General features: G+C 68.6%; 19 protein-coding genes. 14 read left to right on the plus strand and 5 right to left on the minus strand.

Going from position 1 to position 23,309, the window contains the following annotated elements; genetic code table 11:
* The first annotated feature begins 99 nt into the window (after window positions 1–99).
* The 3 genes from OG259_RS20230 to OG259_RS20240 all read left to right on the plus strand — a co-directional run bounded on the left by OG259_RS20230 (window position 100) and on the right by OG259_RS20240 (window position 3,473).
* Window positions 100–660 carry a MobC family plasmid mobilization relaxosome protein gene (locus OG259_RS20230; RefSeq protein ID WP_328943544.1) on the plus strand — a complete coding sequence of 187 codons (561 nt, stop codon included), beginning with the start codon at window positions 100–102 and terminating at the stop codon, window positions 658–660.
* Window positions 657–2,357, plus strand: a complete 1,701-nt coding sequence (locus OG259_RS20235; protein ID WP_328943545.1) for a relaxase/mobilization nuclease domain-containing protein — start codon at window positions 657–659, stop codon at window positions 2,355–2,357. The genes OG259_RS20230 and OG259_RS20235 overlap by 4 nt, the downstream gene beginning before the upstream one ends.
* 324 nt (window positions 2,358–2,681) lie before the next feature.
* Window positions 2,682–3,473: a plasmid replication/partition related protein gene (locus OG259_RS20240; protein WP_328943546.1), complete on the plus strand. Its 792-nt coding sequence runs from the start codon at window positions 2,682–2,684 to the stop codon at window positions 3,471–3,473.
* Window positions 3,474–3,754: 281 nt separating this feature from the next.
* On the opposite strand, the gene serS is transcribed toward OG259_RS20240, so the two are convergent.
* Window positions 3,755–5,047 (minus strand): serine--tRNA ligase, encoded by a 1,293-nt coding sequence (serS, locus tag OG259_RS20245; RefSeq protein ID WP_328943547.1) that lies wholly within the window; start codon window positions 5,045–5,047, stop codon window positions 3,755–3,757.
* 198 nt (window positions 5,048–5,245) lie between these two features.
* On the opposite strand from serS, the gene OG259_RS20250 reads away from it, so the two are divergent.
* Complete coding sequence (locus OG259_RS20250) at window positions 5,246–6,268, plus strand: NAD-dependent epimerase/dehydratase family protein (RefSeq protein WP_328943548.1); 1,023 nt, start codon at window positions 5,246–5,248, stop codon at window positions 6,266–6,268.
* A 16-nt stretch (window positions 6,269–6,284) separates the two neighbouring features.
* On the opposite strand, the gene OG259_RS20255 is transcribed toward OG259_RS20250, so the two are convergent.
* Window positions 6,285–7,304: a DNA-binding protein gene (locus OG259_RS20255; RefSeq protein WP_328943549.1), complete on the minus strand. Its 1,020-nt coding sequence runs from the start codon at window positions 7,302–7,304 to the stop codon at window positions 6,285–6,287.
* 538 nt (window positions 7,305–7,842) lie between these two features.
* Between OG259_RS20255 and OG259_RS20260 the strand changes: the two genes are divergently transcribed.
* The 6 genes from OG259_RS20260 to OG259_RS20285 all read left to right on the plus strand — a co-directional run bounded on the left by OG259_RS20260 (window position 7,843) and on the right by OG259_RS20285 (window position 11,872).
* Window positions 7,843–8,058, plus strand: a complete 216-nt coding sequence (locus OG259_RS20260) for a hypothetical protein (protein WP_328943550.1) — start codon at window positions 7,843–7,845, stop codon at window positions 8,056–8,058.
* Window positions 8,055–8,321: a hypothetical protein gene (locus tag OG259_RS20265; RefSeq protein ID WP_328943551.1), complete on the plus strand. Its 267-nt coding sequence runs from the start codon at window positions 8,055–8,057 to the stop codon at window positions 8,319–8,321. The genes OG259_RS20260 and OG259_RS20265 overlap by 4 nt, the downstream gene beginning before the upstream one ends.
* Before the next feature lie 212 nt (window positions 8,322–8,533).
* Window positions 8,534–8,893 carry a hypothetical protein gene (locus OG259_RS20270; protein WP_019888352.1) on the plus strand — a complete coding sequence of 120 codons (360 nt, stop codon included), beginning with the start codon at window positions 8,534–8,536 and terminating at the stop codon, window positions 8,891–8,893.
* 4 nt (window positions 8,894–8,897) lie between these two features.
* Entirely contained in the window at window positions 8,898–10,199 is a 1,302-nt protein-coding gene (locus OG259_RS20275) for a radical SAM protein (protein WP_328943552.1), read from the plus strand.
* Window positions 10,196–11,074 (plus strand): radical SAM protein, encoded by an 879-nt coding sequence (locus OG259_RS20280; protein WP_328943553.1) that lies wholly within the window; start codon window positions 10,196–10,198, stop codon window positions 11,072–11,074. The genes OG259_RS20275 and OG259_RS20280 overlap by 4 nt, the downstream gene beginning before the upstream one ends.
* Before the next feature lie 15 nt (window positions 11,075–11,089).
* Window positions 11,090–11,872 carry a hypothetical protein gene (locus OG259_RS20285; protein ID WP_328943554.1) on the plus strand — a complete coding sequence of 261 codons (783 nt, stop codon included), beginning with the start codon at window positions 11,090–11,092 and terminating at the stop codon, window positions 11,870–11,872.
* A gap of 65 nt (window positions 11,873–11,937) precedes the next feature.
* Here the strand turns inward: OG259_RS20285 and aspS are convergent, their stop codons facing one another.
* Window positions 11,938–13,254, minus strand: coding sequence for an aspartate--tRNA(Asn) ligase (gene aspS, locus OG259_RS20290; RefSeq protein ID WP_328943555.1), 1,317 nt, complete (start codon window positions 13,252–13,254; stop codon window positions 11,938–11,940).
* Window positions 13,255–13,539: 285 nt separating this feature from the next.
* On the opposite strand from aspS, the gene OG259_RS20295 reads away from it, so the two are divergent.
* Both OG259_RS20295 and OG259_RS20300 read left to right on the plus strand, forming a co-directional pair.
* Window positions 13,540–13,827 carry a hypothetical protein gene (locus tag OG259_RS20295; protein WP_328943556.1) on the plus strand — a complete coding sequence of 96 codons (288 nt, stop codon included), beginning with the start codon at window positions 13,540–13,542 and terminating at the stop codon, window positions 13,825–13,827.
* A 396-nt stretch (window positions 13,828–14,223) separates the two neighbouring features.
* Entirely contained in the window at window positions 14,224–15,555 is a 1,332-nt protein-coding gene (locus OG259_RS20300; protein ID WP_328943557.1) for a hypothetical protein, read from the plus strand.
* Here OG259_RS20300 and OG259_RS20305 read toward each other — a convergent pair.
* Entirely contained in the window at window positions 15,485–16,327 is an 843-nt protein-coding gene (locus tag OG259_RS20305) for a PE-PGRS family protein (RefSeq protein WP_328943558.1), read from the minus strand. The genes OG259_RS20300 and OG259_RS20305 overlap by 71 nt on opposite strands.
* Window positions 16,328–16,529: 202 nt before the next feature.
* Entirely contained in the window at window positions 16,530–17,132 is a 603-nt protein-coding gene (locus tag OG259_RS20310) for a restriction endonuclease (RefSeq protein WP_328943559.1), read from the minus strand.
* A gap of 1,237 nt (window positions 17,133–18,369) precedes the next feature.
* Here OG259_RS20310 and OG259_RS20315 point away from each other — a divergent pair.
* Complete coding sequence (locus tag OG259_RS20315) at window positions 18,370–19,920, plus strand: hypothetical protein (RefSeq protein ID WP_328943560.1); 1,551 nt, start codon at window positions 18,370–18,372, stop codon at window positions 19,918–19,920.
* 545 nt (window positions 19,921–20,465) lie between these two features.
* The gene (locus OG259_RS20320; RefSeq protein ID WP_328943561.1) at window positions 20,466–23,192 is read left to right on the plus strand and encodes a DNA translocase FtsK; all 2,727 of its coding nucleotides are present in this window, start codon (window positions 20,466–20,468) and stop codon (window positions 23,190–23,192) included.
* The last annotated feature ends 117 nt before the right edge of the window (window positions 23,193–23,309 follow it).

Genomic DNA, 23,309 nt, shown 5'->3' on the forward strand with positions numbered 1-23,309 from the left:
GAGCGTTTGCGGAACGCGTTCGGACGGCCTGCCCCTGGCGGAGCCAGTAGTACCCCGAGTCCGACTCAAGGCCGGTCTTCGGGGATCGCCGCCCCGGGGGTGGCGGAGACGGCCCAGCGCCAGGGGGCGCCGGACCGGGAGGTCGGGACCGAGGGCGGCCCCGACCCAGAGACGCTCCACGCCGTCCAGCAGCAGATCCTCCGCCCCACACATGCCACCGAGCCGACGGCCGGCGAGCGAGCGGTGCAGAGCGTCGAGCCGGCAATCCGCCGTTTCACCGGCACCAAGCGGACCGTGCGCGTCGGCCCGCTGCGCTTCACCGGCGACGAGCACGCCGGCCTCCAGGAGGCCGCCGCCGAGCACGGCTACAAGGGGGAATCCGGCTTCGCCGCCGACATCGTCCTCGCATTCGTATCCGGTCGGTTCACCGCGAACCTGCCGCTGTCCGAGGACCGCCGCCGTACCCACATGTTCCGCGCCCAGGTGCTGCGCGAGCTCAACCGGATCGGCGTCAACGTCAACCAGATCGCCCGCGCCCTCAACAGCGACCTCACCCCGCCCGACATCCGACACCGTCTCGACGAGCTCCACCGCCTGCTGGAGCTGATCGCCGATGCCCTGCGCGAACCGACCGAATCCGGGAAGGACCTGGCCGCGTGATCGCCGCCATCAAACCGGCCGGGTCCAACACCCGTGGCCTGCTCGCCTACCTCTACGGCCCCGGCCGCCACGACGAGCACAGCGACCCGCACATCGTCGCCGGCTTCGCCATGCTCGGCATGCCCGACCCCGGCCGCGACCCCGATGCCACCCTCACCCAGCTCGCCCGCCACCTCGATGAGCCCGTCCGTCTTCGGAACAGCGAGTTCGGCAAGAAGGTCAGCGACCACGTCTGGCACTGCCCCGTCCGCACCGCCCACGAAGACCGCCACCTCTCCGACACCGAGTGGGCCGACATCGCCCAGCGCATCGTCGAAGCCGCCGGCATCGCCCCGCCCGGAGACGACCTGGCCTGCCGGTGGATCGCCGTACGCCACGCGGACGACCACATCCACATCCTCGCCACGACCGTCCGAGAGGACGGTCGCCGCCCCAAACTCCACGACAGCGGCATCCGCGTCGGCGACGCCTGCCGCGAGATCGAGAAGGACTACGGTCTGCGTCGCCTGAAGAAGGGCGACCGCACTGGCACCCGCGCCCCCACCCAGGCCGAGATGCACAAGGCGCAGCGCCTCGGCTGGGAGCAGACGAGCCGCGAATGGCTCCAGGACTGCATCCGCGCCGCCATCCCTCACGCGCGCACCGCCGAGGAACTCCTCGGCTACCTCGAAGCTGACGGCATCGCGATCAAGGCCCGCCGCGGACCTTCCGGAGACCTCCTCGGCTACGCCGCAGGCCGTCCCGGCGACCTCAACAAGGAAGGCGAACAGATCTTCCACCCGGGCGGGAAGATCGCTCCCGACCTCACGCTTCCCAAGCTCCAGGCCCGCCTGGAAGCCGGCCAACCCGTGGAACACCCCACCGCCCGGCGCAACCGACCGACCACCGCTTGGCACCAGGCCACCGAAGCCCTCGACAGCTTCCGCACCGACCTTGCCGACGACACGCACGCCCAGGCCCACATCACCGCCCTCGGTGAACTCCTCGAAGCCACATCCCAGAAAGCGCCCATCCACCTCCGCGCCGAACTCCAGGCCGCATCCAAGGCATTCGCCCGCGCCCAGCGCTCCCAGATCCGGGCAGAAGACCGCGCTGCCCACGCCATCCGGAACGCGGCCCGCGACATCGTCCACACCGCCACCGGCCCCGACGGCAGCGCCCTTGCCGCCCTCATCGCCGCCCTCCTGTGGGCCGGGATCATCGCCAACCGCTGGCACGAGGCCAAGGGCCACGCCCACCAGGCCGACGCCGCCCGCCAAGCCCTCCACCACCTACAGGCAGCCGCCGACCAGGCCCTCACCCCCACGCTCGTCGTACTCGAACAGCGTCAACCGAAGCAGGAAACCCGCCGTACTCTCGCCCACGACGTCCGCGCCGCCGTCCCCGACCAGGCCGACCGCATCCTCACCGACCCCAGCTGGCCCGCCCTCGCCGCCCTCCTGGCCGACGCGGAGGCCCAAGGCCACCAACCCCACCAGCTCCTGAAGGAGGCCGCAGCCCAGCGCGAACTGGGTACAGCCCGCCAGCCGGCCCGCGTCCTGATCACCCGACTCCAGCACACCAGCCGCAACCCAAGCCCCAACCTTCGGGCTGAAGCCGCCCGCCTCCGCACCACGGCGGCGGTGACCGGCCAGCAGGCCACCGCCGCACAGCTGCCAGCAGTCCCCGGAGTCCGGCCCAACCGCCCGCGACGCTGACCCCTGAAGTCTTCTCAGTGGCACCCGCGCTGTGCCCAGCAGGACACGACTGCCCCGCAGCACACCGCGGCTGTGCTCGTATGACCGGCCGCCACTGTGGCCGTTCTGCGTGCCGAGGGGCACAGACGGATCCGGACGCGATTGCCGTGGGAGGGCCGACGTATATAGCCGACGATCCCCGGTTAGCCAAACCGGGGATTCCCCAGACCATTTACATGCCCGGGCCCTGCGCCCAACCCCACCAAGCCGCACAGCACCGCACGGTGCTGTCGGCACACCCACACCACAAGGAGCACCACCCTGAAGTTCCACCCCACCGCTGCCATGTTCCCGCCGCTCACCGACGAAGAGCTCCACGAGCTGACCGAGTCGTTCAGGACCCACGGCCTGCGTCACGCGATCGTCCTCGGCCCCGATGGGACCGTCCTCGATGGCCGCCACCGACTCGCCGTCTGCAAGGCTCTCGGAGTCGAACCCCGCTTCACCACCTACGAAGGCGATGATCCCGACGGATACGCCTTGTCCGTCAACATCCGCCAGCGCAAACTGACCACGGGACAGGCCGCGATGATCGCTACCAAGGCCCAGGCCGGCACCAAGGCGCACGAGCACCTCTCCCCCGAGGAGGCGATGCGTTCCCTCAGTGAGACGACCGGTGTCTCCACTGGCCGACTGGAGCTCGCCGACATGGTCATGCGACACGAGCCCGAGCTCGTTGAACCGGTCATCACGCGTACTGTCAGTCTGGACAAGGCCCACGAGATCGCACTCGCCAACAAGGCCCGGGCACAAGCCAGCCAGGAGTACCTGGCCCGGCTGCACACCGAGGCCCCTGACCTCGCGGACTCGGTCATCATGGGCGAACTCACCGCGCTTCAGGCATGGACCAAGCACCGGGATCGCCTCAAGGAAGACGCACGACAGCGCAGGGTCGCGACCTATCTCCTGTGCGACGTCGTGACGTCTCTGGCGCAGACGCGGGGCACCAGAACCTTTGCCAAGTACGACCCCCAGTACCAGGCTCCGGGCCGCTCCGTCACCCGCGAGACCATCGCCCACGCGATGACCGCGCTGACCGAAATGGACGCTGTATGGCGGGAGCGTGACCTCCCCTGAGCCCTACCCGTGGGACCCGGCAACGGAAGAACATTCGGCAGGCGGGCCACGTCTGCCCCACACCTCACCGGGTCCTTCGAGAGGGATGGCCGGCACCTCCGGAGTCGCGTCCTCATCCCATGGCTCCATAGCCCGACTTGACCTCATGACGCCCTCTGGGGGCTAGCGCCGAAACGCACTGGCCCCCAGAGGGTCGCGCTTACCGGCGCGGCTCACCCTCGACGAGGCGGGCAACCGGCGGCCACGGAACTCGGAGCTCGCCGAACAGAGCCCGGTACGCGCTACGCCTCCGGTGTTCCGTCCGCCGAGATGCGGCGGAAGCCTAGGTACGGGAAGAGGGATTCCGGCAGGACGATCGAGCCGTCCTGCTGCTGGCACTGCTCGAGGAGCGCGGCCAGGGTGCGGCCGATGGGCAGGCCGGAGCCGTTCAGGGTGGCGACGAGCTTGGGCTTGCCGTCCTCGCCGCGGGTGCGAATGTTGGCGCGGCGGGCTTGGAACGTGCCGAAGTTGGAGACCGAGGAGATCTCCCGGTAGGTGCTCTGGCTCGGGATCCAGACCTCGATGTCGTACGTGAGCTGGGCGGAGAAGCCCGTGTCACCGGCGGCCAGCTTGACGACGCGGTACGCGAGGCCGAGCTCCTTCAGGCACGCCTCGGCGTGGTCGACCATCGTCTCCAGCGTGGCGTCCGCGTCCGCCGGGTCGACCATCTGGACGATCTCGACCTTGGCGAACTGGTGCTGGCGGATCAGGCCCCGGGTGTCACGACCGTACGAGCCTGCCTCGGACCGGAAGCACGGCGTGTGCGCAGTCAGTGCCAGCGGCAGGTCGGCCGGCGGGATGATCTCGTCGGCGTAGAGGTTGGTCAGCGGTACCTCGGCCGTCGGGATGAGGAACAGCTCACGGTCGGCTACGCCGGTCTTGAACAGGTCCTCCTCGAACTTCGGCAACTGTCCGGTGCCGGTCATCGTCTTGCGGCTGACCAGGTACGGGACCGCGTGCTCGACGTACCCGTGCCGGCGGGTGTGGATGTCGAGGAAGAGCGTCGCCAGTGCGCGCTCCAGGGCAGCGCCCGCCCCGCGGGAGACGACGAACCGGGGGCCCGACAGTTTCGTCGCCCGGGCGAAGTCGAGGATGCCTGTGCTCTCGCCCAGGTCGACGTGGTCCTTCGGCTCGAAGGAGAAGGCCGGCGGGGTGCCGACGCGCCGGACCTCGACCGCGAACTCCTCGGAGTCGCCGTCGGGGGCCGCGTCGTCGGGCAGGTTCGGGATGGTGAGGAGCAGCTCGCGCAGCTCCTCCTGCACCTGCTCCTGCTCGGCGTCGATGTCCCGGATCTGGTCCTTCAGCTCGCGGGCGCGCTCCTTCATCTTGGAGATATCGCCGCCCTGCTTGGCCGCCTGTTGAACCTCGCTCGCCACCCGCTTGGCCTCCGTCCGCAGCTCGTCGGCTGAGCGGATGTTCTGGTTGCGCCGGGACTGGAGGTCTTCCAGCCGGGACAGGTCCAGGGAATAACCGCGACGAGCGAGCCGGCGAACAGCTTCGGCACCCATTTCGATCAGGGCGCGGGCGTCATGCATGAGGGGATCCTTTTTATCCAGCGAGTGGGATGGGGATTCCAGAGCGACGGTAGCAACAGCGACCCCTCGCGGATCCGGAATATCGCCGTGTGATGTCTACGGCGCAGCGCCACTGGGCTCACGTACTGTCCAGATCCCGCCAGCCTCGACCAGGGTCGGGATGGTGCCCGCCTGGTGCTTCGTGACAGGGTCGAGCCCATGCGGATTTTGGTGATGGGCGGCACCTGGTTCCTCGGCCGCGCGATTGTTGACGAAGCTCTGCGACGGGGCTGGGAGGTGACAACCTTCAACCGCGGCCGTTCCGGTGCAGTAGAGGGCGCCGACACGGTCCGCGGTGACCGGACTGACCCCGATGACGTGAAGCGGCTGGCCAGCCAAGGGCCGTGGGATGCCGTCATCGACACCTCCAGCAGCGAGTTCTCGCCTCGTGATGTACTCCTCGCCACCGAGGCCCTGCGCCCGGTTGCCGCCCGGTGGGTGCACGTCTCCACGGTGTCCGTTTACCAGGGCTGGCCCCACCACCCGCTCACTGAGGATTCCCCGCTGCTGGAGTGCCCACCGGATGCCGACGAGTCGTTCGGTCACACCGGCGCCGACGGCAGCCCGACGAAGTACGGATTCCAGAAAGCTGGCGGAGAGGCCGCGGTGAGGACCGCGTTCGGGGACGATTCGGTGTTCGTACGGCCGGGGGTGATCCTGGGCCCCGGCGAGTACGTCGGCCGCCTCCCGTGGTGGCTCACCAGGGCCCATCGCGGCGGCCCGATCGTTGTCCCGGCGCCGGGCGAGCAGCGCATCCAGCCCGTCGACGTGCGCGACGTCGCCGTCTTCGCCGTCGATCAGGCCGCGGCCAGTACCCCCGGGCGGGCCTTCAACATCGCCCACCCCGAGGGCATCAGCTGGGCGGACTTCATCAGCGCATGCCTCGCGATCACGGGCGGCGTCGGCCATCCGGTGTGGACCGACGCTGCGACCCTCACGGCGCACGACGTCAAGCAGTGGACAGAGCTTCCGCTGTGGCGTACCCATGCCGGCGTGTGGTCCGTCGACGCCTCCCGTGCCGCAGCAGCCGGGCTCCGGTGCCGTCCGCTCGCGGACACCATCGCCGACACCTGGGCGTGGATGCAGGCGGATGGACGACCGGTCGAGCACCCGAGGTGGTCCGAACACGGAGTGGCCCCGGACAAGGAGGCCCGGATCCTCACTGCCCTCGGGCAAAGGTAGGAAGGGGCGGAGCGGGTCAGGAGTCGACGGCGAGCAGTCCCCGCCCAGTACCCAGCTGCCTCGGCGCTGAGCGGCGGCCGAACTCCTCGATCCGCTCGCCCAGCGTGACCGCCGCGCCCGCCCCCCTGAACGCGGGGGCGGTCAGCGCCCGCCTCAAGGTCCCGGTGCGCTCCAGCAGTCCCGCCACGCGTTGGTCTTCAGGAATCGCCCAGACCGTCTCCAGCGTCACGGCCGCCGCGTCCAGGTCGCCCCGCAGGAGCTGCGCGGCGGCGAGGTCGGCCGCGGCCTTCCCGCGCACCGACACCGACTGCCGAGCCGGCGGCCGGGACGAGACAAGGGCCAATGCCTGCTGTGCGGTGGTCTCGGCACCTACCCCGTCGCCGACGAGGAGGGCCGTCGTGCCGTTGGACATCAGCAGCCGCTCCTCGCTGAACGCGAACTCGCCGCCCACGCCGTCGTGCAGCTCGTCCCGCTCCCCTCGATCCTGCTGGGTCGATGCGACGAGCGCCCGTGTCGCCCGCTCGTGGTCTCCGAGGTGTCCGTGGGCGCGAGCCTCGATGGACAGCAGTCGACGACGCGCGGTGTCCCCCAATCCGGCATAGGCCAGCGCCGTCCGGGCCTGCCGTACCGCCTCGGACGGCCGCCCCGTGAAGTAGGCGCAGATCGCCAAGGAGCCGGTCGCGTACGCGCGCAGCGGATCGAACCGAGCCATCTCCCCGTACAGGGCTGCCGACCGAGCAAGGCGCGCCGAGTCGTCCAGGGAGCCGAGGTCGAACGCGGCGGTCGACAGCAGCGCGCACGCCTGCCCCGCCACGATCAGCAGGTCCTGTTGCTGGGCGGGCACCTGTGTCAGCCCCCGCTGGTGCTCCGCCTCCGTGCGAAGCACTCTGGCGCGCCGGAAGATGTCGAACGCGCTCACCGCCCCATACGAGCGGGCGAGGGCAAGAGCATCGTCGCGGAGCTGGTCGATGGTGGTGTCGGATACGGACTGCGCGGCGGCAGCACCGGCTTCATCTGCGGCGTCACGTGCGGTCATGGCGATGTCACTTTCGAGGTCGTACACAGCGGGAGCCCCCGACATGGTCGGGGACGACGCAGGTGGAGGACCGAAAAGGGCGACGGTCTCCACCTCGAACAGGTGCTCAAGCACGCGGCATGTATCCGGTCCCGGCAGGGTTTTGATCCGGCCCGACGTCCACCGTCGGAACTGCGCTTCCGATACCGACAGGCCCGGTAAGCCGGCCTGCGATGCCGCCCGTGCGAAGGCGGTGGCGAAGTCCCGGTACCGCCAGCGTCGTTGCTGGACTAACACCCGTAGCAGCGTGGCCGGATCTTGCATCGGTCGCTCCCTCAAAGTCAGGAGACGGACCACATCGCCCCGTCCCTATGCGTTGCCTACCGGCCAACAGGCTTGATCTGCAATGGAATCCGCGCACATGACATGCCGATGCCACCTCCATGACACCCCACACACCCAAGTGGGCACCAGATGACACTCGCCGCGTCATGGCCGTGACACCCGCACTGGAGCGACTCTTACGCCACCCCAAAGAGACCAGCGAAGGGAACGGACCGTGAGCAGCCCCCGGCTTCCCCGCCGAACCCCCGGCGCGACCAACCCGCAGTACGAGGCAGCCGTAGCCCCGTACGCGGAGTCGGACGCGGCCCCGTCGTTGGAGAGGCGCCGCTTGCCGCGGGCGGCGGAGGCATTCCGAACCGAGCACGGTGATCCCGCCACCTGGAGCTCCGCCCAGTTCGACGCCTTCCTCGGTCTCGGGGGTGCCCAGTGATCACGGCCAACGACGCGAATCTCTGGGTGGCGGACGACCGTGGCCACCAGCTCCTCGGCCGAGAGGTCGTCCAGCCCTCCAGCGGACGACGCGGAACCGTCGCCACCGTGCTGGTCTACACCTCGAAGACCACCGACAAGGTGGTCAAGAGGGTCGCGCACATGCGTCCGATGGACGACTCGGGTCGCGAGTGGACGGCGGATCCCGGATCGCTCCAGCCCCTGCTCCCGAGCGCCTCGAACGTGGCGGCGGACACTCGGTGACCACCGTCCAGTCGGCACGGGGCAACGGCACCCGGAGCTGAGCAGACTTCCCGCCCGTTGCCGGTCAACCAGACGACCACGCGTGGGAAACGGCGCCCCTGGGCGCCGAGCAACAAACCGGTCGGAGTGCAGTCGGCTCTCCGACCGGCGGCCAGCAGAGCGGATCAGAGCTGCCCAACCCGGGCAGTCACCCTTCCATCAAGGAGATCGGCATGCCGACACCCAGGAAAGAGAAGCAGAACCACCTGATCTACGCGGACGTCGTGGACTCCAAGTCCAAGGCGGGTGTGTGGATGGGCGAGCGCGCCTCCTTCCGCGAGAAGCAGGGTCGCATCCTCGACGCGCTCAAGGAGCGCACCGACTGGGTCGAGCTGAACGACGCGATCATGGTCATCAGCACCGAGCCCGCCGGCCTCACGGTCATCGTGCCCAACCCGACGCTGCCCGGCGTCATCGTCCTCTCCGACGGCGGCAGCCCCGCGGCCTCGGCCCAGCTCCAGGCCGGCGCCGAGGAGCAGGTCCGCGCCGTGATGGCCGAGCTGGGCATCGCCGAAGAGGAAACGGCGGCCTGACCCAGTGGCCGCTCCCCTGCAGCTGTGGGGGAAGTACTTCCAGTACGACCGGGCCGGGGAGGCTGTACTCCTCGACCCGGTCACCCTGGAAAGTGTGCTTCTCGACTCCGGCGAGGTCGCTGACCTCGCCGGGGTCTCCCCGACCGCGACCCACGAAGCCCTCGCCGGGCTCGGCTTCACCCAGGACGGCCCCGCCGCCGACCGCCGTGAAGCACTCCACAACCGCCTCAACGCCCTCGGTTTCGACCCGACACCGCAACGGATCAGCGGGCTCCGGGTGGTCCTCACCGACCGCTGCAACATGGCCTGTACGTACTGCTTCGTCGACACCAACAGCGGCAAGCCCGACATGACCGAGGAGGAGCTCGCCACCGGCCTGGAGTTCCTGTTCGAGCAGAACGCCGGCCGGGAGGAGGTGTCCATCCAGTGGTTCGGCGGCGAGCCGACCATCCGCTTCGACCTCATGAAGTACGGCGACGAACTCGCCGACACCCTCGCCGCCCGCCACGGCGTCGCACGTGTCCGCCGCACCGTCGTCACCAACGGCGCCCGCCTCACGGACGAAGCCCTCGACCACTTCGTGCAGCGCGAGTACGGCGTCGGCATCTCCATCGACGGCCCGCCCGGAATCAACTCCGCCAACCGGCTCCTCCTGGGTGGCCAGCCCGCCGACGACCGGATCCGCCGCAACGTCGGCCGCCTGGTCGCGGCCAAGGGCCTGCACGTCGGATGCAACCTCACCCCCACGGCATCGAACATCGGGCGTCTGGCCGAGACCGTGCGGTGGATCATCGACGACCTCGGCCTGAAGTTCATCTACGTCAACACCCCCATCCCCACGGGGGGTGAGTGGCGAGTCAACGGCGCCGATCTGGCCCGCGAGCTGTACGAGGCCCGCCTGACCGCGCTCGGCAGGGGCGGGATGCTCTTCTCCGTCCTCGACCGCGCGTTTCAGGCTCTCGACACCCGCCGGCCGATGCTGTTCGACCACATGCAGGGCGACCGCAGCCTGAACGCCGCCCTGCTGCCCGGCAACCGGGTCAGCGTCTGCGACATCAACTTCACCGAGCCCTCGTTCCTCCACACCGTCGACGAGCTCCGCCAAAACCCCGGCCTGCTGGCCGCTGCGGCCAAGAAAGTCGCCCCGATCCCCGCCTGCGGCGACTGCCCGGCCCTGGCCATCTGCGGCGGACCGTCCCGAAACGAGCAGGCCCTCATCGGCGGCGACACCCCGGACCCGCAGATGTGCGCCTTCTACACCAGCACCGTGGCCATCGCGGTCTGGGACAACACGGGGGTGCAATGAGCACGCCCGCCCGCACAGCGCTGGTCTCGACGGCCGGCCACTGCAAGGTCGCCTGCGGTTTCTGCTTCCGCGCGGACCGCGCCCACGGCTTCCTCAGCATCGACACCTACACCCGGGCCCTGTCCCGGCTGAAGGAGACCGGGGTGGAGGGCGTCTGCCTGACCGGAGGCGAGCCGACCCATCACCCCCAGCTCCGGCAGCTCGTCCGCTTGGCCCACCAGTTCGGCATGGCGGTGTCCATGGTGACCTCGGCCCGCACCGAGGCCGAGGTCACCGCCCTCGCGGAGGTCGAGCACCTTCTGACCAACGTCACCGTCTCGGCCGATTCCGAGGGCGCGATGGCCCTTGGTCGGACGACCCGGACCGTGGCCTCCGCCGTTGCGACGCTGCTGGCCGTGGACGTTCCCGCGAAGGTCCTCCACTTGACCTATTTGGACGTGGCGGAGGAGGAGGCAGCGCAGATCGCCGGCCTCGTCGCCGGGACAGGCATTGAGGTCCAGCTCAGCCCCGTACTCCTGAACGAACAGGGCTTGATCAGGGCCGGCGGATCGCTCCAGGACTCTGTGAAGCTCAGAGAGGCTGACACGGCGACCCTTGCCGGGCGCTTCCGTCTGTCCAACGCGTACCGGTCCTACCTCGATGATCTGCGTCGGATGCAGCTGTCCGACGACGAGGGCCATCCCTGCCGGTCAGCGACCCTCTACATGTCCGCCGAAGGCGAGATACGACGTTGCCCCTACGGCGTGGACGGGGTCAGCGTCCAGGCCCCGCGTGCCGAGATCAGGGGTTTCCTCGAAGCGCCGTCGAAGGACCGTGTCGGACCCGACTGCGCCGCCATCTGCCGCCCCGCGTCGCACGCCTGCGCGGCGGCCTGAGACCAGGGAGCCATCGTGCACGCACCGGTCTCTGTCACCGACCCGCACAACTTCACCGCCTGCTGGAGGCAGCCGCCGAACTTTCGCCTGCACGTCCCGTTCGACTACCTCTTCATACCCGCCATCGACATACTCGACCACATCCGCCAGGACGAAGAGGTGCGGTTCACCATCCTCGGCGAGGAGGACTGGCAGGTCCGCATGGACCGCACTGCCGCCTTCCGGACGGCCCCGGTCGAGGAGATCAGCACCTGGCCCTTCCGCCTGGTGCACTTCAACCTCTCCCGGTTCTACGGCGAACTCCTGGACGGCTTCCAGGACGAGGTCGTGATCCCCTGGCGCACGTACCTCGCCTCCCAGGGATTCACCTGGCAGCGGTGCGCGCCTATCCTCTTCCTGTCCTCTCAGGGGGCCACGTCGACGTACCACAACGACAACTCGCACGGCCTCGTCTGGCAGGTCCACGGCACCAAGACCTTCCACAGCTACCACAACCCCGACAAGCACCTGTCGGCCGAAGCCGCCGTCCTCGGTGAGACCACAGCCGAGGAACCGCCGGCCCACGACGAGACGGACCGGCAGTCCGTGACCATGCACCCCGGTGACCAGCTGTGGAGCCACGCCCTGACCCCGCACTGGGTCACCACGGAGTCTCCGCTCGCCCTCAGCGTCACGTTGTCCCACGGCGGCCTGTGCCACCAGGGCCGCTACGCCGACCGCGAGCTCGCCCTCCGGTCCCACTGGGACAAGAACCCGGCCGAAGCATGGGCCCTCGACCTGGGCCACACCCGCTACTGATCACCCCGTGCTGCTGCCCCCCACCGCCAGTCGGCGGTGGGGGGCAGCAGCACGTACGCACTCAATCAGGGAGTCAGGCGGTTCGGGCCGCGGAAGAGGAAGGCCGCCTCGCGGATGGAGTCCAGACCGAGCATGACCATGAGGATCCGTCCGAGGCCGGCGCCGAGGCCGCCGTGGGGCGGGCAGCCGAACCGGAAGATGTTCAGGTAGTCCTGCATCGGCTCGGTGTTCATGCCCTTCTCCTCCGCCTGCTTCAGCAGGACGTCGGAGCGGTGCTCGCGCTGGGCGCCGGTGGTGACCTCCAGGCCCTTCCACAGCAGGTCGAAGCTGAGCGTCAGGTCCGACCGGTCCGCCGGGCGCATGTGGTAGAAGGGCCGGATGCTCGCCGGGTAGTGCGTGATGAACGCGAACTCGTGCCCGGTCTGCTCCTTCATGTGCGCGGCGATCCGACGCTCACCGTCCGGGTCCAGGTCCTCCTTCACCCCCTCCGGGTCCCAGCCGCCAGCCCGCAGGACCTCCTGAGCCTCGGCCATCGTGATCCGCGGGAACGGCGTCTCCGGCACCGCCACCTCAACCCCGAAGACCTCCCGGATCCGCTCCCCGTGGATCTCGGCGACCTTAGCGATGGCGTGCGCCAGCATCCGCTCCTCGAAGACCATCACGTCCTCGACGTCGTCGATCCACGACAGCTCCACGTCCACGCCGGTGAATTCGGTCGCGTGCCGCGAGGTGTACGACGGCTCGGCCCGGAAGACCGGCCCGATCTCGAAGACCCGGTCGATGCCGGCCGCCACCGCCATCTGCTTGTAGAACTGCGGCGACTGGGCCAGATAGGCCGACCGGTCGAAGTACCCGAGCTTGAACACCTCCGCCCCGGACTCCGAGGCGGTCCCCATCAGCTTCGGGGTGTGCATCTCCGTGCAGCCGTGCTCCATGGCGTACTCGCGCAGTCCCTCTTCCAAGGTCGTCTGCACGGTGAACACGAGCTGCGCGGTCTCGCGCTTGCGGACGTCGAGGAACCGCCAGTCGAGCCGGTGCTCGGGCCCGGTCTGCTCGTCGATCGGCAGCGGCGTCTCCGCCAGGTTCAGCACCTCGACCGACTCGGGGACGAGCTCCAGACCGCCGAGCTTGACCTGGGCCGCGTCCACGACGCGGCCGGTGATCCGGACGGCGGACTCCGGGGTGAGGGACTCGAGGACAGCCTCCAGCGGGCCGCCGTCGCGCTTGTGGGTCACCTGGACCATGCCAGCGTGGTCGCGCAGGATCACGAACTGCATCTTCCGCTGCAGCCGGAGTGCGTTTACCCAGCCGGACACGGAGACGGTCTGGTCGAGGTGGCCACGTAGGTCAGAGGTCAGAACGCGGCTCGTAGTGTGGATCATCGCAGCCCTCCAGGGGGCGTCGTCATGATCCCTTGGGAGCGTGGGCGAGAAGGGTACTCGCGGTGCCACCACGCCTTTGCCACCGCCAGACAGCGGCGGCCTCATTCAGCCCGATGACGGCGGCAAACCGGCGGGGCATTGGGCCATAGGGCCGTTCCTCCCCGCGCTCAGGAGGGTCTTCACCTCGGGCGCGAGTCCGCCTTCCCAGCTACCGGCGGCTCTCTCTGCTCGCGTGATCCTTGGCTACTCGTCTCCATCTACGCGTTGCCCACCACGATAGGGAGCGTGAAGGGCCCCTGCAACGCAATCACCGTGACGGCGAAGACTTGGCCGAATGACGATCATCGACAGAGCTGCGCACACGCCGCTGTCCCCGGCATGTCGGCGACGGCTGAACTCAGGTCCTGGATCACTTTCCGTATCAAGCTGACGGACAGCCACCGGCAGGGCCGGGCGGACGCCGGGTCATGCGGCGAGGAGTACGCGCTTGCGCAGGAGGCCGCCGGCATGGCCAGCCCGATCGTGGAGACGCTCGAGCAGCAGAATGCGGGAACATCACCATTCTGGTTGTAGGCGCTCGGTAGGACCGGTACGACGGTCACCATGTACCGATGGTCGCCGCTCAACGATCGACAGCTGGCCTTGCTCACTCGCATTGGAGAGGGAACGGATCCCGTCACCTCGGCAAGCCCGGAACTCGCCCACACCGCGCGTGCCCTCAAAGGCCGGGGCCTCATCACCATGCCCAAGCACGGTGGGAAGTGGCGAGCGGAGATCACTGATGGCGGCCGCTTCTATCTGGAACACGGACACCACCCCGACCGGCCCGAGCCAGCCCCGCGCAAGCAACGACCATTAGCCGTCGAGCCGAAGCCAGAGGTTGCGCCCTCTCCCCGTCAGCGGGCGACACCCCCGCCCGAGGCGAAGCCAGCGCCAGCGCGCCCCGCGAAACCGCCACGGCAGTCGCCGGTGGAAATCGGCACTGCTTTGATCGCGGAGGTGCAGAAGGCCGGCCGGTTCCTCCGGATCCCGGATCCGAACGCCGAAGAGCGGGCCCGCTATCGCCGAGCGTTCGACGCCGCGCGGCAGTGCGCACCAAAGGGCTACCACCTGAAATACAGCGGTCGGGCGAAGGGAGACTTCTTCCTCGGCCTGCTGCGGGCGACGGGCGAGGACGACACCGAGTGGAACCGAATCCGCCTGGCGCGCAGCCGTGTGATCACCGACGTCGAGGACGTGATCGCAGCGGTCACCGCGGATCACAGCGCCTTCGAGATCTCGGACGAGGTCCTCCCACGGGTGCTTTCTCTCCTTCGGCTCCTCGCCGAGCAGGCCCTCGCGCGGCACGGCGATATCGCGGTGTCGAAGAAGCGCAGGCAGGTGCGGCCGCTGCTAACGGTCCACGGCAGGACGTACGAGATCAGATTCAAGGAACGGCAGAAGCAGGTCCGGTACGTGCCCACGCAGCCGGGCCGGCGGACGTACGAATGGCAGCGGGTCACCCCGGCCCACCGGCTCGAACCGTCCGGCGAGCTGGAGCTGCAGGTGGCCCAGCAATCGGGGTACAGCTACGGCTACCGCTACGGCTGGACGAAGGAATGGTCCGACACCGCCAAGAAGCCGTTGGAGGACCAGATCGACGCCGTCCTCCGAGCGCTGAAGGCCCGCGCGGAGGAAGAGGAGCAGGCCCGGCTGGCGCGGGAGGCGGAACAACAGCGTCAGCGGGAGGAGCGGGAGCGTCAGGAGGAGGAACGCCGCCTGCGAGAGGTCCAGGAAGAAGAGGAGCACCGCCGGCGGAAGGCGGAGAAGAAGGAGCGCACGCGGCGAGAATGGGAAGCGGCGGTCAGCGTCGCGACGATCAAGGCAGTGGACGCCGTACGGGTCGACCGGTTCGGCACCGCCTTGGCGCAGTGGCGGGCCGCAGGGGAGATGCGGGCCTTCTGCGCCGCGCTCGACGAGGCCGCCTCCACCTCGGACGACGCCCACGAAGCCGAGCGGCTCCGCGAGTGGTCAGCGTGGGGGAAGGCGGAGGCTGACCGGCTCGACCCGACCGTGGCTGGCAGAAGCCTGACCGGCCACAGCCTCCACGCCGAACCCACGGGCGACCAGCTGCGGCCGTTCCTCGACGGCTGGCATCCGCAGCGGCCGGAGAAAGAGAAGCCTCCGAAGCAGGAAGAACCCAAGGCGGAGGCCGAGCCGCCCAAGCCGGCGCCGGAGCGGTGGCGCGGCTTCACCGACGAACGTCTGGATCAAGGCTGGAGATATGGACCCCGAGGTCGCGCTCAATGGTGGAGGCGATGACGCCGTGCCCGCGGTCGCGTAGGGCCTTCACCGATTTCTCCACGAGCTTCCCGAGCCGGACGACCTCCTCGCGCAGGGCGACCAGCTCGTCGTAGCGCTCGGCCTTGTCCTGACCACACCACTCACGGACGGTCCGCAGGACGGCCGCTTCCGCGTCCAGCTTGCGGTCGTCCCGGCGGCTGTAGGAGTACCAGGAGGACTGCGTGCGCTCCTGATCGATGGCCTGCTGCCTGCGGTCCACCTCCGGAAGGATGTCCTCGGCAAGACGCCCGGCCACGAGGCGCGCGATGCGCTCAGTGACCGGCCACCCTGCCAGACACCTGCTGTAGCGGTTCTCGTAGACCATCGGATCGCCTCGCAGCTCCGCGGGATCCATGCCGACAAGGGGAGCGCTGCCGTCGAGACTGCCCATCTCCAGGATCCCTGCGTCCGCGACACTGCGCCGCAGCCGCAGCTTGCTCTTCGGGCGGACGAACCCGAGGATCAACCGTGCGGCCTCGAAGTCGGCACTCCCCCGCACATGCCGCGACGCCTCGGCCAGAGCGAGCTCGCTCGCGTCGTCCGCACGAAACGCCGCGACGTCCTCCCAGCGCGCCACGAGGGAAGTCGCGTCGACCCACTCCTGCAGTCCGGCGTCGTCACCGTCGAGGAACCGCACGTGGAGCCAATCAGCCCGGCCACGACCGCCTACCCGTACTACCTCGACCCGACGAACCGGGCCGCCCAGCTCCTTCGGCCTCGCTCGGTAGGCCCAGTGCTCACCCATCTCCATGGGTCCATTGAGCCAGGGCTGTTGATCCGGCTGCCCGGCGATTGCCAAAACCAGCAGATGGAACTGAGCGCCACGGAGGTTCCTTCAGGGGCGATCAGGGGCCCAATACCTGTGCCATCTGCAGTCGAGCGACGCGTTGAATCTTCCTGGCGGGTACTCAGCGTCCACGCGTCCCGGTCGAGGCGGGCCACGGCCGTTCCCTCTACTCGTACGTCTTCTTCCACCGCTCCCGATGCCGGCGGTCACCCTGCCCCAAGCCGTTTACCGCACCGAGTGACACCAGCGAGGCGCCGTTGTTCCACAACCCGAGGTGATCACGGTGGACGGCGAGGATGTCGTTCTCCGTGGCGAACTTCTCCGCCGGCCCGCTGAAGTACGTCGTGGCCACGAAGATCGCCACGTCGACCTTGAAGTGCACCTTCGCTCCGAGCAGGTCACGGATCTCCCGGCTGGGGATCTTGCTCTTGGGCGTGTACCGCTTGCACTGGATCACCATGCTCCGCCCATCGGGGAGGCACCCCAGCACGTCAGCCCCGTTGTCGTGCGAGCCACCGACCCGCCGCACGTCGGTGCACCCGTCTCGTCGGCACAGGTCCACGACGAAGTCCTCGAACTCCGTCCCCGTCATTACGTCGACCTCGGCCAGCGTCCGGTGTCCAGCCTTCACGGCCTCGTCATGCCTCCACTGCCGATCACCGCCCCGGATGAACCGATCGGTGCGCCACAACCACCACCCACAGCCGGCGACGCCACCGAGAATGAGCGCACCGACGAGATAGGGCCAGATCACGCTCCAGAAGGCCACCAGCACGACGATGCTCAGGGCCCCAGCCAGGGCTCCGATCTTGAGTCGCTGCTGGCGTCGCTTGCGCGCAGCCGATACCCGCCGCTTCCGTGCCGCCCCCATGACCCTCCCTGTAGTCCAGCACAGCAGGATCAAGGAGGAGGCACCGAACCGTAAGGGCGCCGATCAGCCAATGGCTGACAACCGGTCCTCCGCTCCTCCCGCCTATGAGGGACCGCTCATCCGCCCGGTAACAACGACCGATAACGCGACGGGCCACGCCGGCTCCCGCTCGTTCCCGATCACTGCCGGCGTCCATCTGACGCAAGCTGGGCAGCTGGGCGACATGGGCGCCCGATGCTTGCGCATCGCGACTCGAAGTCTGCTGGCAGCCACCCTCGCCCAAGTAGACGGGGGTGAGCTGGGAACGCCGTAACAGCAGCGACGACGAAGATGAGCGATGCCCACGGCGTATGCACACGGATCGTCGCGTGTTGCCCGCGGGTGTTAACGAAGCTTGTCTGGAACACATCCGGGGCTACGAGATCGATCGTGCTGAGCGCCCTCCAGTCGAGGTCAAGCTCAGCTACCGGATGGGCGAAGAACAGCCTCCGCAGGGTGATGGTCACCTCTCCCGCGCCGTCCAGCACCCACCGCGGTTGTGCATCGTGCTCCGCTTGACGACGCCGAGAGGAGTTGCCGAGCGCGGAGCCCACCAAACTGCCGATGACGAAGGCCGGACTACCGGCCGCGACCACGTTGCTGTGTTGATATCTCCCGTTTCCCAGGGCTCGCCAGGTCGAACGTTGCCCGGGCCCGACGGCAAGGGCGCAGTCTCCTTGAGCGAGCCGGGCGGTCGTGGCGACGAGTGGGCGGCCAGCCATTCGGCCTTCGAGGAGATCGGCGAGAATGTCGCACGTGTGCCACAGGTACTCGTCTAACGCAGACCAGGGTGGCCGATGTGCGTTCTTCGGCGGCGGCGCGAAAGGATTGGCCACTGTCACTCCGGCGTGTCTGTCAGAGGTCTCGATCGGCTGCGTAGCGCGATCAAGCCTAGTCAGACAGCGCAGCGAGCAGGGTGCCGTTCAACTGTTGACCGATTTCGTTCGCTCGGACTATCGGAGGAGGGGCAGGCACTGGCCTCATGCACCGAACATGACTGCGCCGTACGGGTGTTGCCGTGACAGTATGCTGCCCCGGTTCTGGCGCGGAGGGCAGGACTCGTCGCCCTGAACCTCGAACGGTGTAAGGGGGCTCAATGCAGCAGCTGTACGTCGTTGGCTTCGAGGTAGGCGTGGCGGGTGAGGGTGGCACCTCAGCCGCCTTCGATCGACTCCTGTCACATATGGAAGAGCACCTTGACCCAGGATCGACCGGGTTGTCAGCCACGGATCTCATGGTCGACAGCGGCCAGATCACGGTCCCTGGACACGGCCCTGGCAGGCCCGACCAGCACGTGACCTGGACCCCTGTCGCTGTCAGCAACGATGTGCGGGCCTTGCGGATGGAAATCGAACAGGACCTGCCTCGAGGCGGCCGGTTCCTATGTCAGCTGACTGCATCCCAATACGACGAGAAGACGCGCTTCCGTGTCGCAATGGGGCGGAAGAGTGGTGGCGTGCTCGCGCCAGCGACGGTGGAAGACCTGAAGCCGCCTCGCGCGCTCAACGGAATCATGGCTGATCCCGAACTCCATCGCGCGGAGGGTTCCGACAAGATCGCCGCAGCCGCGACGCCGGTCCTCGCCGCTCAGGTTCCCGCGGTGCTGGAGCGCCTGGGCAGCCCACAGAGGCGGCTTCCAGTCCTCGCCGTCTCATCAATCCGCATGATGGGGCCTTCGGATGCCTTCGCGCGCAAAGCCGCACGCCGTCTTGCAGGTCTAGCCCATGTGGTGGTGGTTTCGGGTTGGCTGGCCTTCGATTCCTTCAACACAAGCGTGGACCGAAGCCTGCTGCCCAGGGACGGTGCGCGGCTGTACTGGCCCACGCTGGAAGCCCGCAATCCATGGTGGGGACCGAGCGAACTCTGCGGCGACCATGAGGCGCTCCTGCGCACGATGATGCGACTCCTCGCCCCTCTCAGCGTTGTCGCACGAGGCAGGGACCGCCACTGGGACGCAGTCCGCTCAGCCGAGACGAACTCCATCCTCGAGAGCCTGGCAGGGGAAGCCGAGACCGAACAGATCGTGCTCCTGAAGGCAAAGCTGGCGGAGGAGCGGAGTCAGACCCTCAAGCTTCTCGAAGAAAACGAGGTGCTGGAGAGCAAGGTCGGCAGACTGGAGATCGACGTTGCGAACCTGGAGGCTCGCCTCGACGCCGAGGCGGCGCCTTCGCCTGCAGAGCCGGCTGAGGTGGCAGCACAGCACCTGGTCTCCGTCAGCCGCGACTTCTCCAGCGACTGGGACCGGTGGACCCAGGAATCCGGGGGAGCTCTCGTCTTCACACCAAACGCGAAGACGCAGTGGCGCAAGTGTTCGTACAAGGACTTCGAGCGTATGAGGGAGGCACTGGACTCGCTGGCCGCTCTCGCCAAGGCATGGAGGGGGAAGAAGAGTAGGGTCGGTGAATCCTTGGTCTCCTGGATCGGCAACCAAACGGCCTTGACCTATGCGCCTGAAGACGAACCACTGCGGATCAAGGGGCTGCACGAGTTCAACTTCGACGAGAAGACTTGGGATCGGCAGCCCCACATCAAGCTCGATGACCACACCAGCAAGGACCGGGTGGGCCGAATCTACTTCGCGATCGACGGCGAGGCATACCGCTGGATCGTCGACCACGTCGGGCTGAAGTTGTACGGCCTGTCCTGACCCGGTCGGCTGCGGAGCCGTAACGGGGGGACCGGCAGTAGAGGCCGAAGGGCTCGGCTGGTCTCAGTCCTGGTCTCATTCGCCCCCGTCCGGCCCGGTCCGGACAAGGCCACCGCGAACACTCCGTCGCAGGTCAGGACGCCTACGACCCTCGCCGGACCCCCGTACGAACATTTGGAAAGCGTGTTGGGGGCAACCCCTCACGAGTTCGAATCTCGTATCCTCCGCCATTGCTCTCACCGGGCAATTCGTTGAAGGGCCCCACCGTTCGCGGTGGGGCCCTTCGACGTTGGTGGTCGTGGTGCGCCGGGATCCGAAGCCGTCCGGGATTCACAGCCGGCTCACGGCCTGCGACGATCCCTCGCGCGCACGACCGCTCTCCACCGCGGTGCCCCTCGGGCCCGCCCTCAATGCCGTTTCTCCCTCAACTCGTCTCCGGCAGAGCCGTAGGATCGGCGAGGCAGCTGTCGCCGCGAAGAGATCGCCGGAAGGCGTGCGCGCCGCGCCGGCGGTCGACTTCGCTGCTGATGCCGGGGAGGGGCCCAGTGGAGGGGACACGCATTGTCGGCCGCTATCGGCTGATCGAACTCGTCGGCGAAGGCGGCATGGGCCAGGTGTGGCGCGCCTACGACGAGCGCCTGGGCCGGGAAGTCGCGGTGAAGACCCTGACAGCCGGTGGGAACGAACCGGACCCCCGTGCCATCGCTCGGTTCGACCGTGAGGCTCAAGCGGTCGCACGCCTCGACAGCCAGCACATCGTGACCCTGCACGACATCGGCTCGACCGAAGCAGAAGGTCGTGCACTGCTCTTCATCGTCATGGAGATGATCGGCGGACAGCCCCTCGACCACATCATCGAGCAGGGACTGCCGTCCCTCTCCGTGGCGGCCGGCTGGGGCGGTCAGATGTGTGACGGGCTCGCGACGGCACACTCGGCCGGAGTGCTGCATCGTGACATCAAGCCCGCCAACGTCATGGTCACGGCGCGTGGCGTCGTCAAGATCCTGGACTTCGGCATCGCCGCGTTCCTGGACACCACGTCACCCCACACGACGTTGACGGAAGTCGGGACGTCCGTCGGAACCCCGGCCTACATGTCTCCGGAGCAGGCCCATGCGGTTCCGGTGGACCACCGGAGCGACCTGTACTCCCTGGGCTGTGTGCTCTACGCCCTCGTCACCGGTCGCCCCCCGTTCTCGGCGGCGAACCACGTCGCCCTGCTCGTCAAGCACGTCACCGAGACCCCGGCACCCCCCGGGCGCTACCGGTCGGGCCTTCCGGCCGGGTGGGACGAGCTGATCCTCGCGCTCTTGGAGAAGCAGCCCGCGCACCGGCCGCAGAGCGCGGCGGAGGTGGCGCATCGCCTGCGCGGCATGAGCGCGGCCCGCCCGAGTCCTTCCGCGGGAACAGCGATCCGGAAGCTGGCACAGCGTCTCTGGCGATCGCCTTCGCCGGTGCGGATCCCGCCCTATCCCTCGTCGCCTCCGCCGGCCCCACAACGACGGCCGTTCGATCCTCGGGACGTCGCCGCAGCGGCTGCCGCCGCGCTCGACGGGGCGGTGCTCTCGGGCCTGCCTCCCTCGCCTCCGAGCGACGGCGCACCCCGGACCACCGCTGTGGCCGGCGAACAGGCCCGCGACATCACCGGCGGCAACGTCCCGCGTCAGTCGATCACCCGGCCTCTGCCACCCCCACCCCCCACCAAGGTCCTGCCGGAAGCGGAGGTGGCCGCGCTGTCCGGAGCTGAGGTGGCCGCGCCGTCCGGAGCGGAGTCCCGGTCGATGCCCGGGGACATCACGTACGCGCTGCCGTCGCTGGATCTGCTGGAGCGGGGTGGGCCGGGCAAGACGCGTAGTGCCGCCAATGACGCCGTGGTGGATTCGCTCTCCAACGTCTTCAGCGAGTTCAAGGTCGACGCGGCGGTCACCGGTTTCACCCGGGGGCCGACGGTCACGCGGTACGAGGTCGAGCTCGGGCCCGCGGTGAAGGTCGAGAAGATCACGGCGCTGACCAAGAACATCGCGTATGCCGTGGCCTCGCCGGACGTGCGGATCATCTCGCCGATCCCGGGCAAGTCCGCGGTCGGCATCGAGATCCCCAACAGTGACCGGGAGATGGTCAACCTCGGCGACGTGCTGCGGCTCGCGGCCGCGGCCGAGGACGACCACCCGATGCTGGTGGCGCTCGGCAAGAACGTCGAGGGCGGCTACGAGATGGCCAACCTGGCGAAGATGCCGCACGTCCTGGTCGCCGGTGCCACCGGCTCCGGCAAGTCCTCCTGCATCAACTGCCTGATCACTTCGATCATGATAAGAGCGACCCCCGAGGACGTCCGGATGGTCCTGGTCGACCCCAAGCGGGTCGAGCTCACCGCCTACGAGGGCATCCCGCACCTGATCACCCCGATCATCACCAACCCGAAGCGGGCCGCCGAGGCCCTGCAGTGGGTGGTGAAGGAGATGGACCTGCGCTACGACGATCTGGCGGCGTTCGGCTACCGGCACATCGACGACTTCAACCAGGCCATCCGGGACGGGAAGATCAAGCTGCCCGAGGGCAGCGAGCGGGAGCTCAAGACGTACCCGTACCTGCTGGTCATCGTCGACGAGCTCGCCGACCTGATGATGGTCGCGCCCCGGGACGTCGAGGACTCGATCGTGCGCATCACGCAGCTCGCGCGGGCCGCCGGCATCCACCTCGTGCTCGCCACCCAGCGGCCGTCGGTGGACGTCGTCACCGGTCTCATCAAGGCCAACGTGCCCTCCCGGCTCGCCTTCGCGACCTCCTCCCTCGCCGACAGCCGCGTCATCCTGGACCAGCCGGGCGCCGAGAAGCTCATCGGAAAGGGTGACGGACTGTTCCTGCCGATGGGTGCCAACAAGCCCGTCCGCATGCAGGGCGCGTTCGTCACCGAGGCCGAGGTCGCGGCCGTCGTGCAGCACTGCAAGGACCAGATGACCCCGGTCTTCCGGGAGGACGTCACCGTCGCCACCCGGCAGAAGAAGGAGATCGACGAGGACATCGGCGACGACCTCGACCTGCTGTGCCAGGCGGCCGAACTGGTCGTCTCCACACAGTTCGGCTCCACATCGATGCTCCAGCGCAAACTCCGCGTCGGCTTCGCCAAGGCCGGACGGCTGATGGACCTGATGGAGTCACGGAACATCGTCGGACCTAGTGAGGGGTCCAAGGCGCGCGAGGTGCTCGTCCCGCCCTATGAGCTGACCAGGGTGCTCGCCCTCATCCGCCGCGATGCGGGGCGCAGCGCCTGAACCGCGCATCCGCGGCGATCCGGGACGCAGCGTCCGAACCGCCGGGGAGGATCAAGGCGCGGGCGAGGATCAAGGCTCGGGCGTGGAGACCACGGCCCGTTGCGACATTCGGTCGCG

The sequence above is a fragment of the Streptomyces sp. NBC_00250 genome (genome assembly GCF_036192275.1).
Lineage (GTDB): Bacteria > Actinomycetota > Actinomycetes > Streptomycetales > Streptomycetaceae > Streptomyces.

Bases quoted from the DNA above. Each gene is read 5' to 3' on its own strand.
- OG259_RS20240 (WP_328943546.1), top strand. From the start codon at position 2,682: ATGTTCCCGCCGCTCACCGACGAAGAGCTCCACGAGCTGACCGAGTCG.
- serS (WP_328943547.1), bottom strand. From the start codon at position 5,047: ATGCATGACGCCCGCGCCCTGATCGAAATGGGTGCCGAAGCTGTTCGC.
- OG259_RS20250 (WP_328943548.1), top strand. From the start codon at position 5,246: ATGCGGATTTTGGTGATGGGCGGCACCTGGTTCCTCGGCCGCGCGATT.
- OG259_RS20255 (WP_328943549.1), bottom strand. From the start codon at position 7,304: ATGACCGCACGTGACGCCGCAGATGAAGCCGGTGCTGCCGCCGCGCAG.
- OG259_RS20270 (WP_019888352.1), top strand. From the start codon at position 8,534: ATGCCGACACCCAGGAAAGAGAAGCAGAACCACCTGATCTACGCGGAC.
- OG259_RS20280 (WP_328943553.1), top strand. From the start codon at position 10,196: ATGAGCACGCCCGCCCGCACAGCGCTGGTCTCGACGGCCGGCCACTGC.
- aspS (WP_328943555.1), bottom strand. From the start codon at position 13,254: ATGATCCACACTACGAGCCGCGTTCTGACCTCTGACCTACGTGGCCAC.
- OG259_RS20305 (WP_328943558.1), bottom strand. From the start codon at position 16,327: ATGGAGATGGGTGAGCACTGGGCCTACCGAGCGAGGCCGAAGGAGCTG.
- OG259_RS20315 (WP_328943560.1), top strand. From the start codon at position 18,370: ATGCAGCAGCTGTACGTCGTTGGCTTCGAGGTAGGCGTGGCGGGTGAG.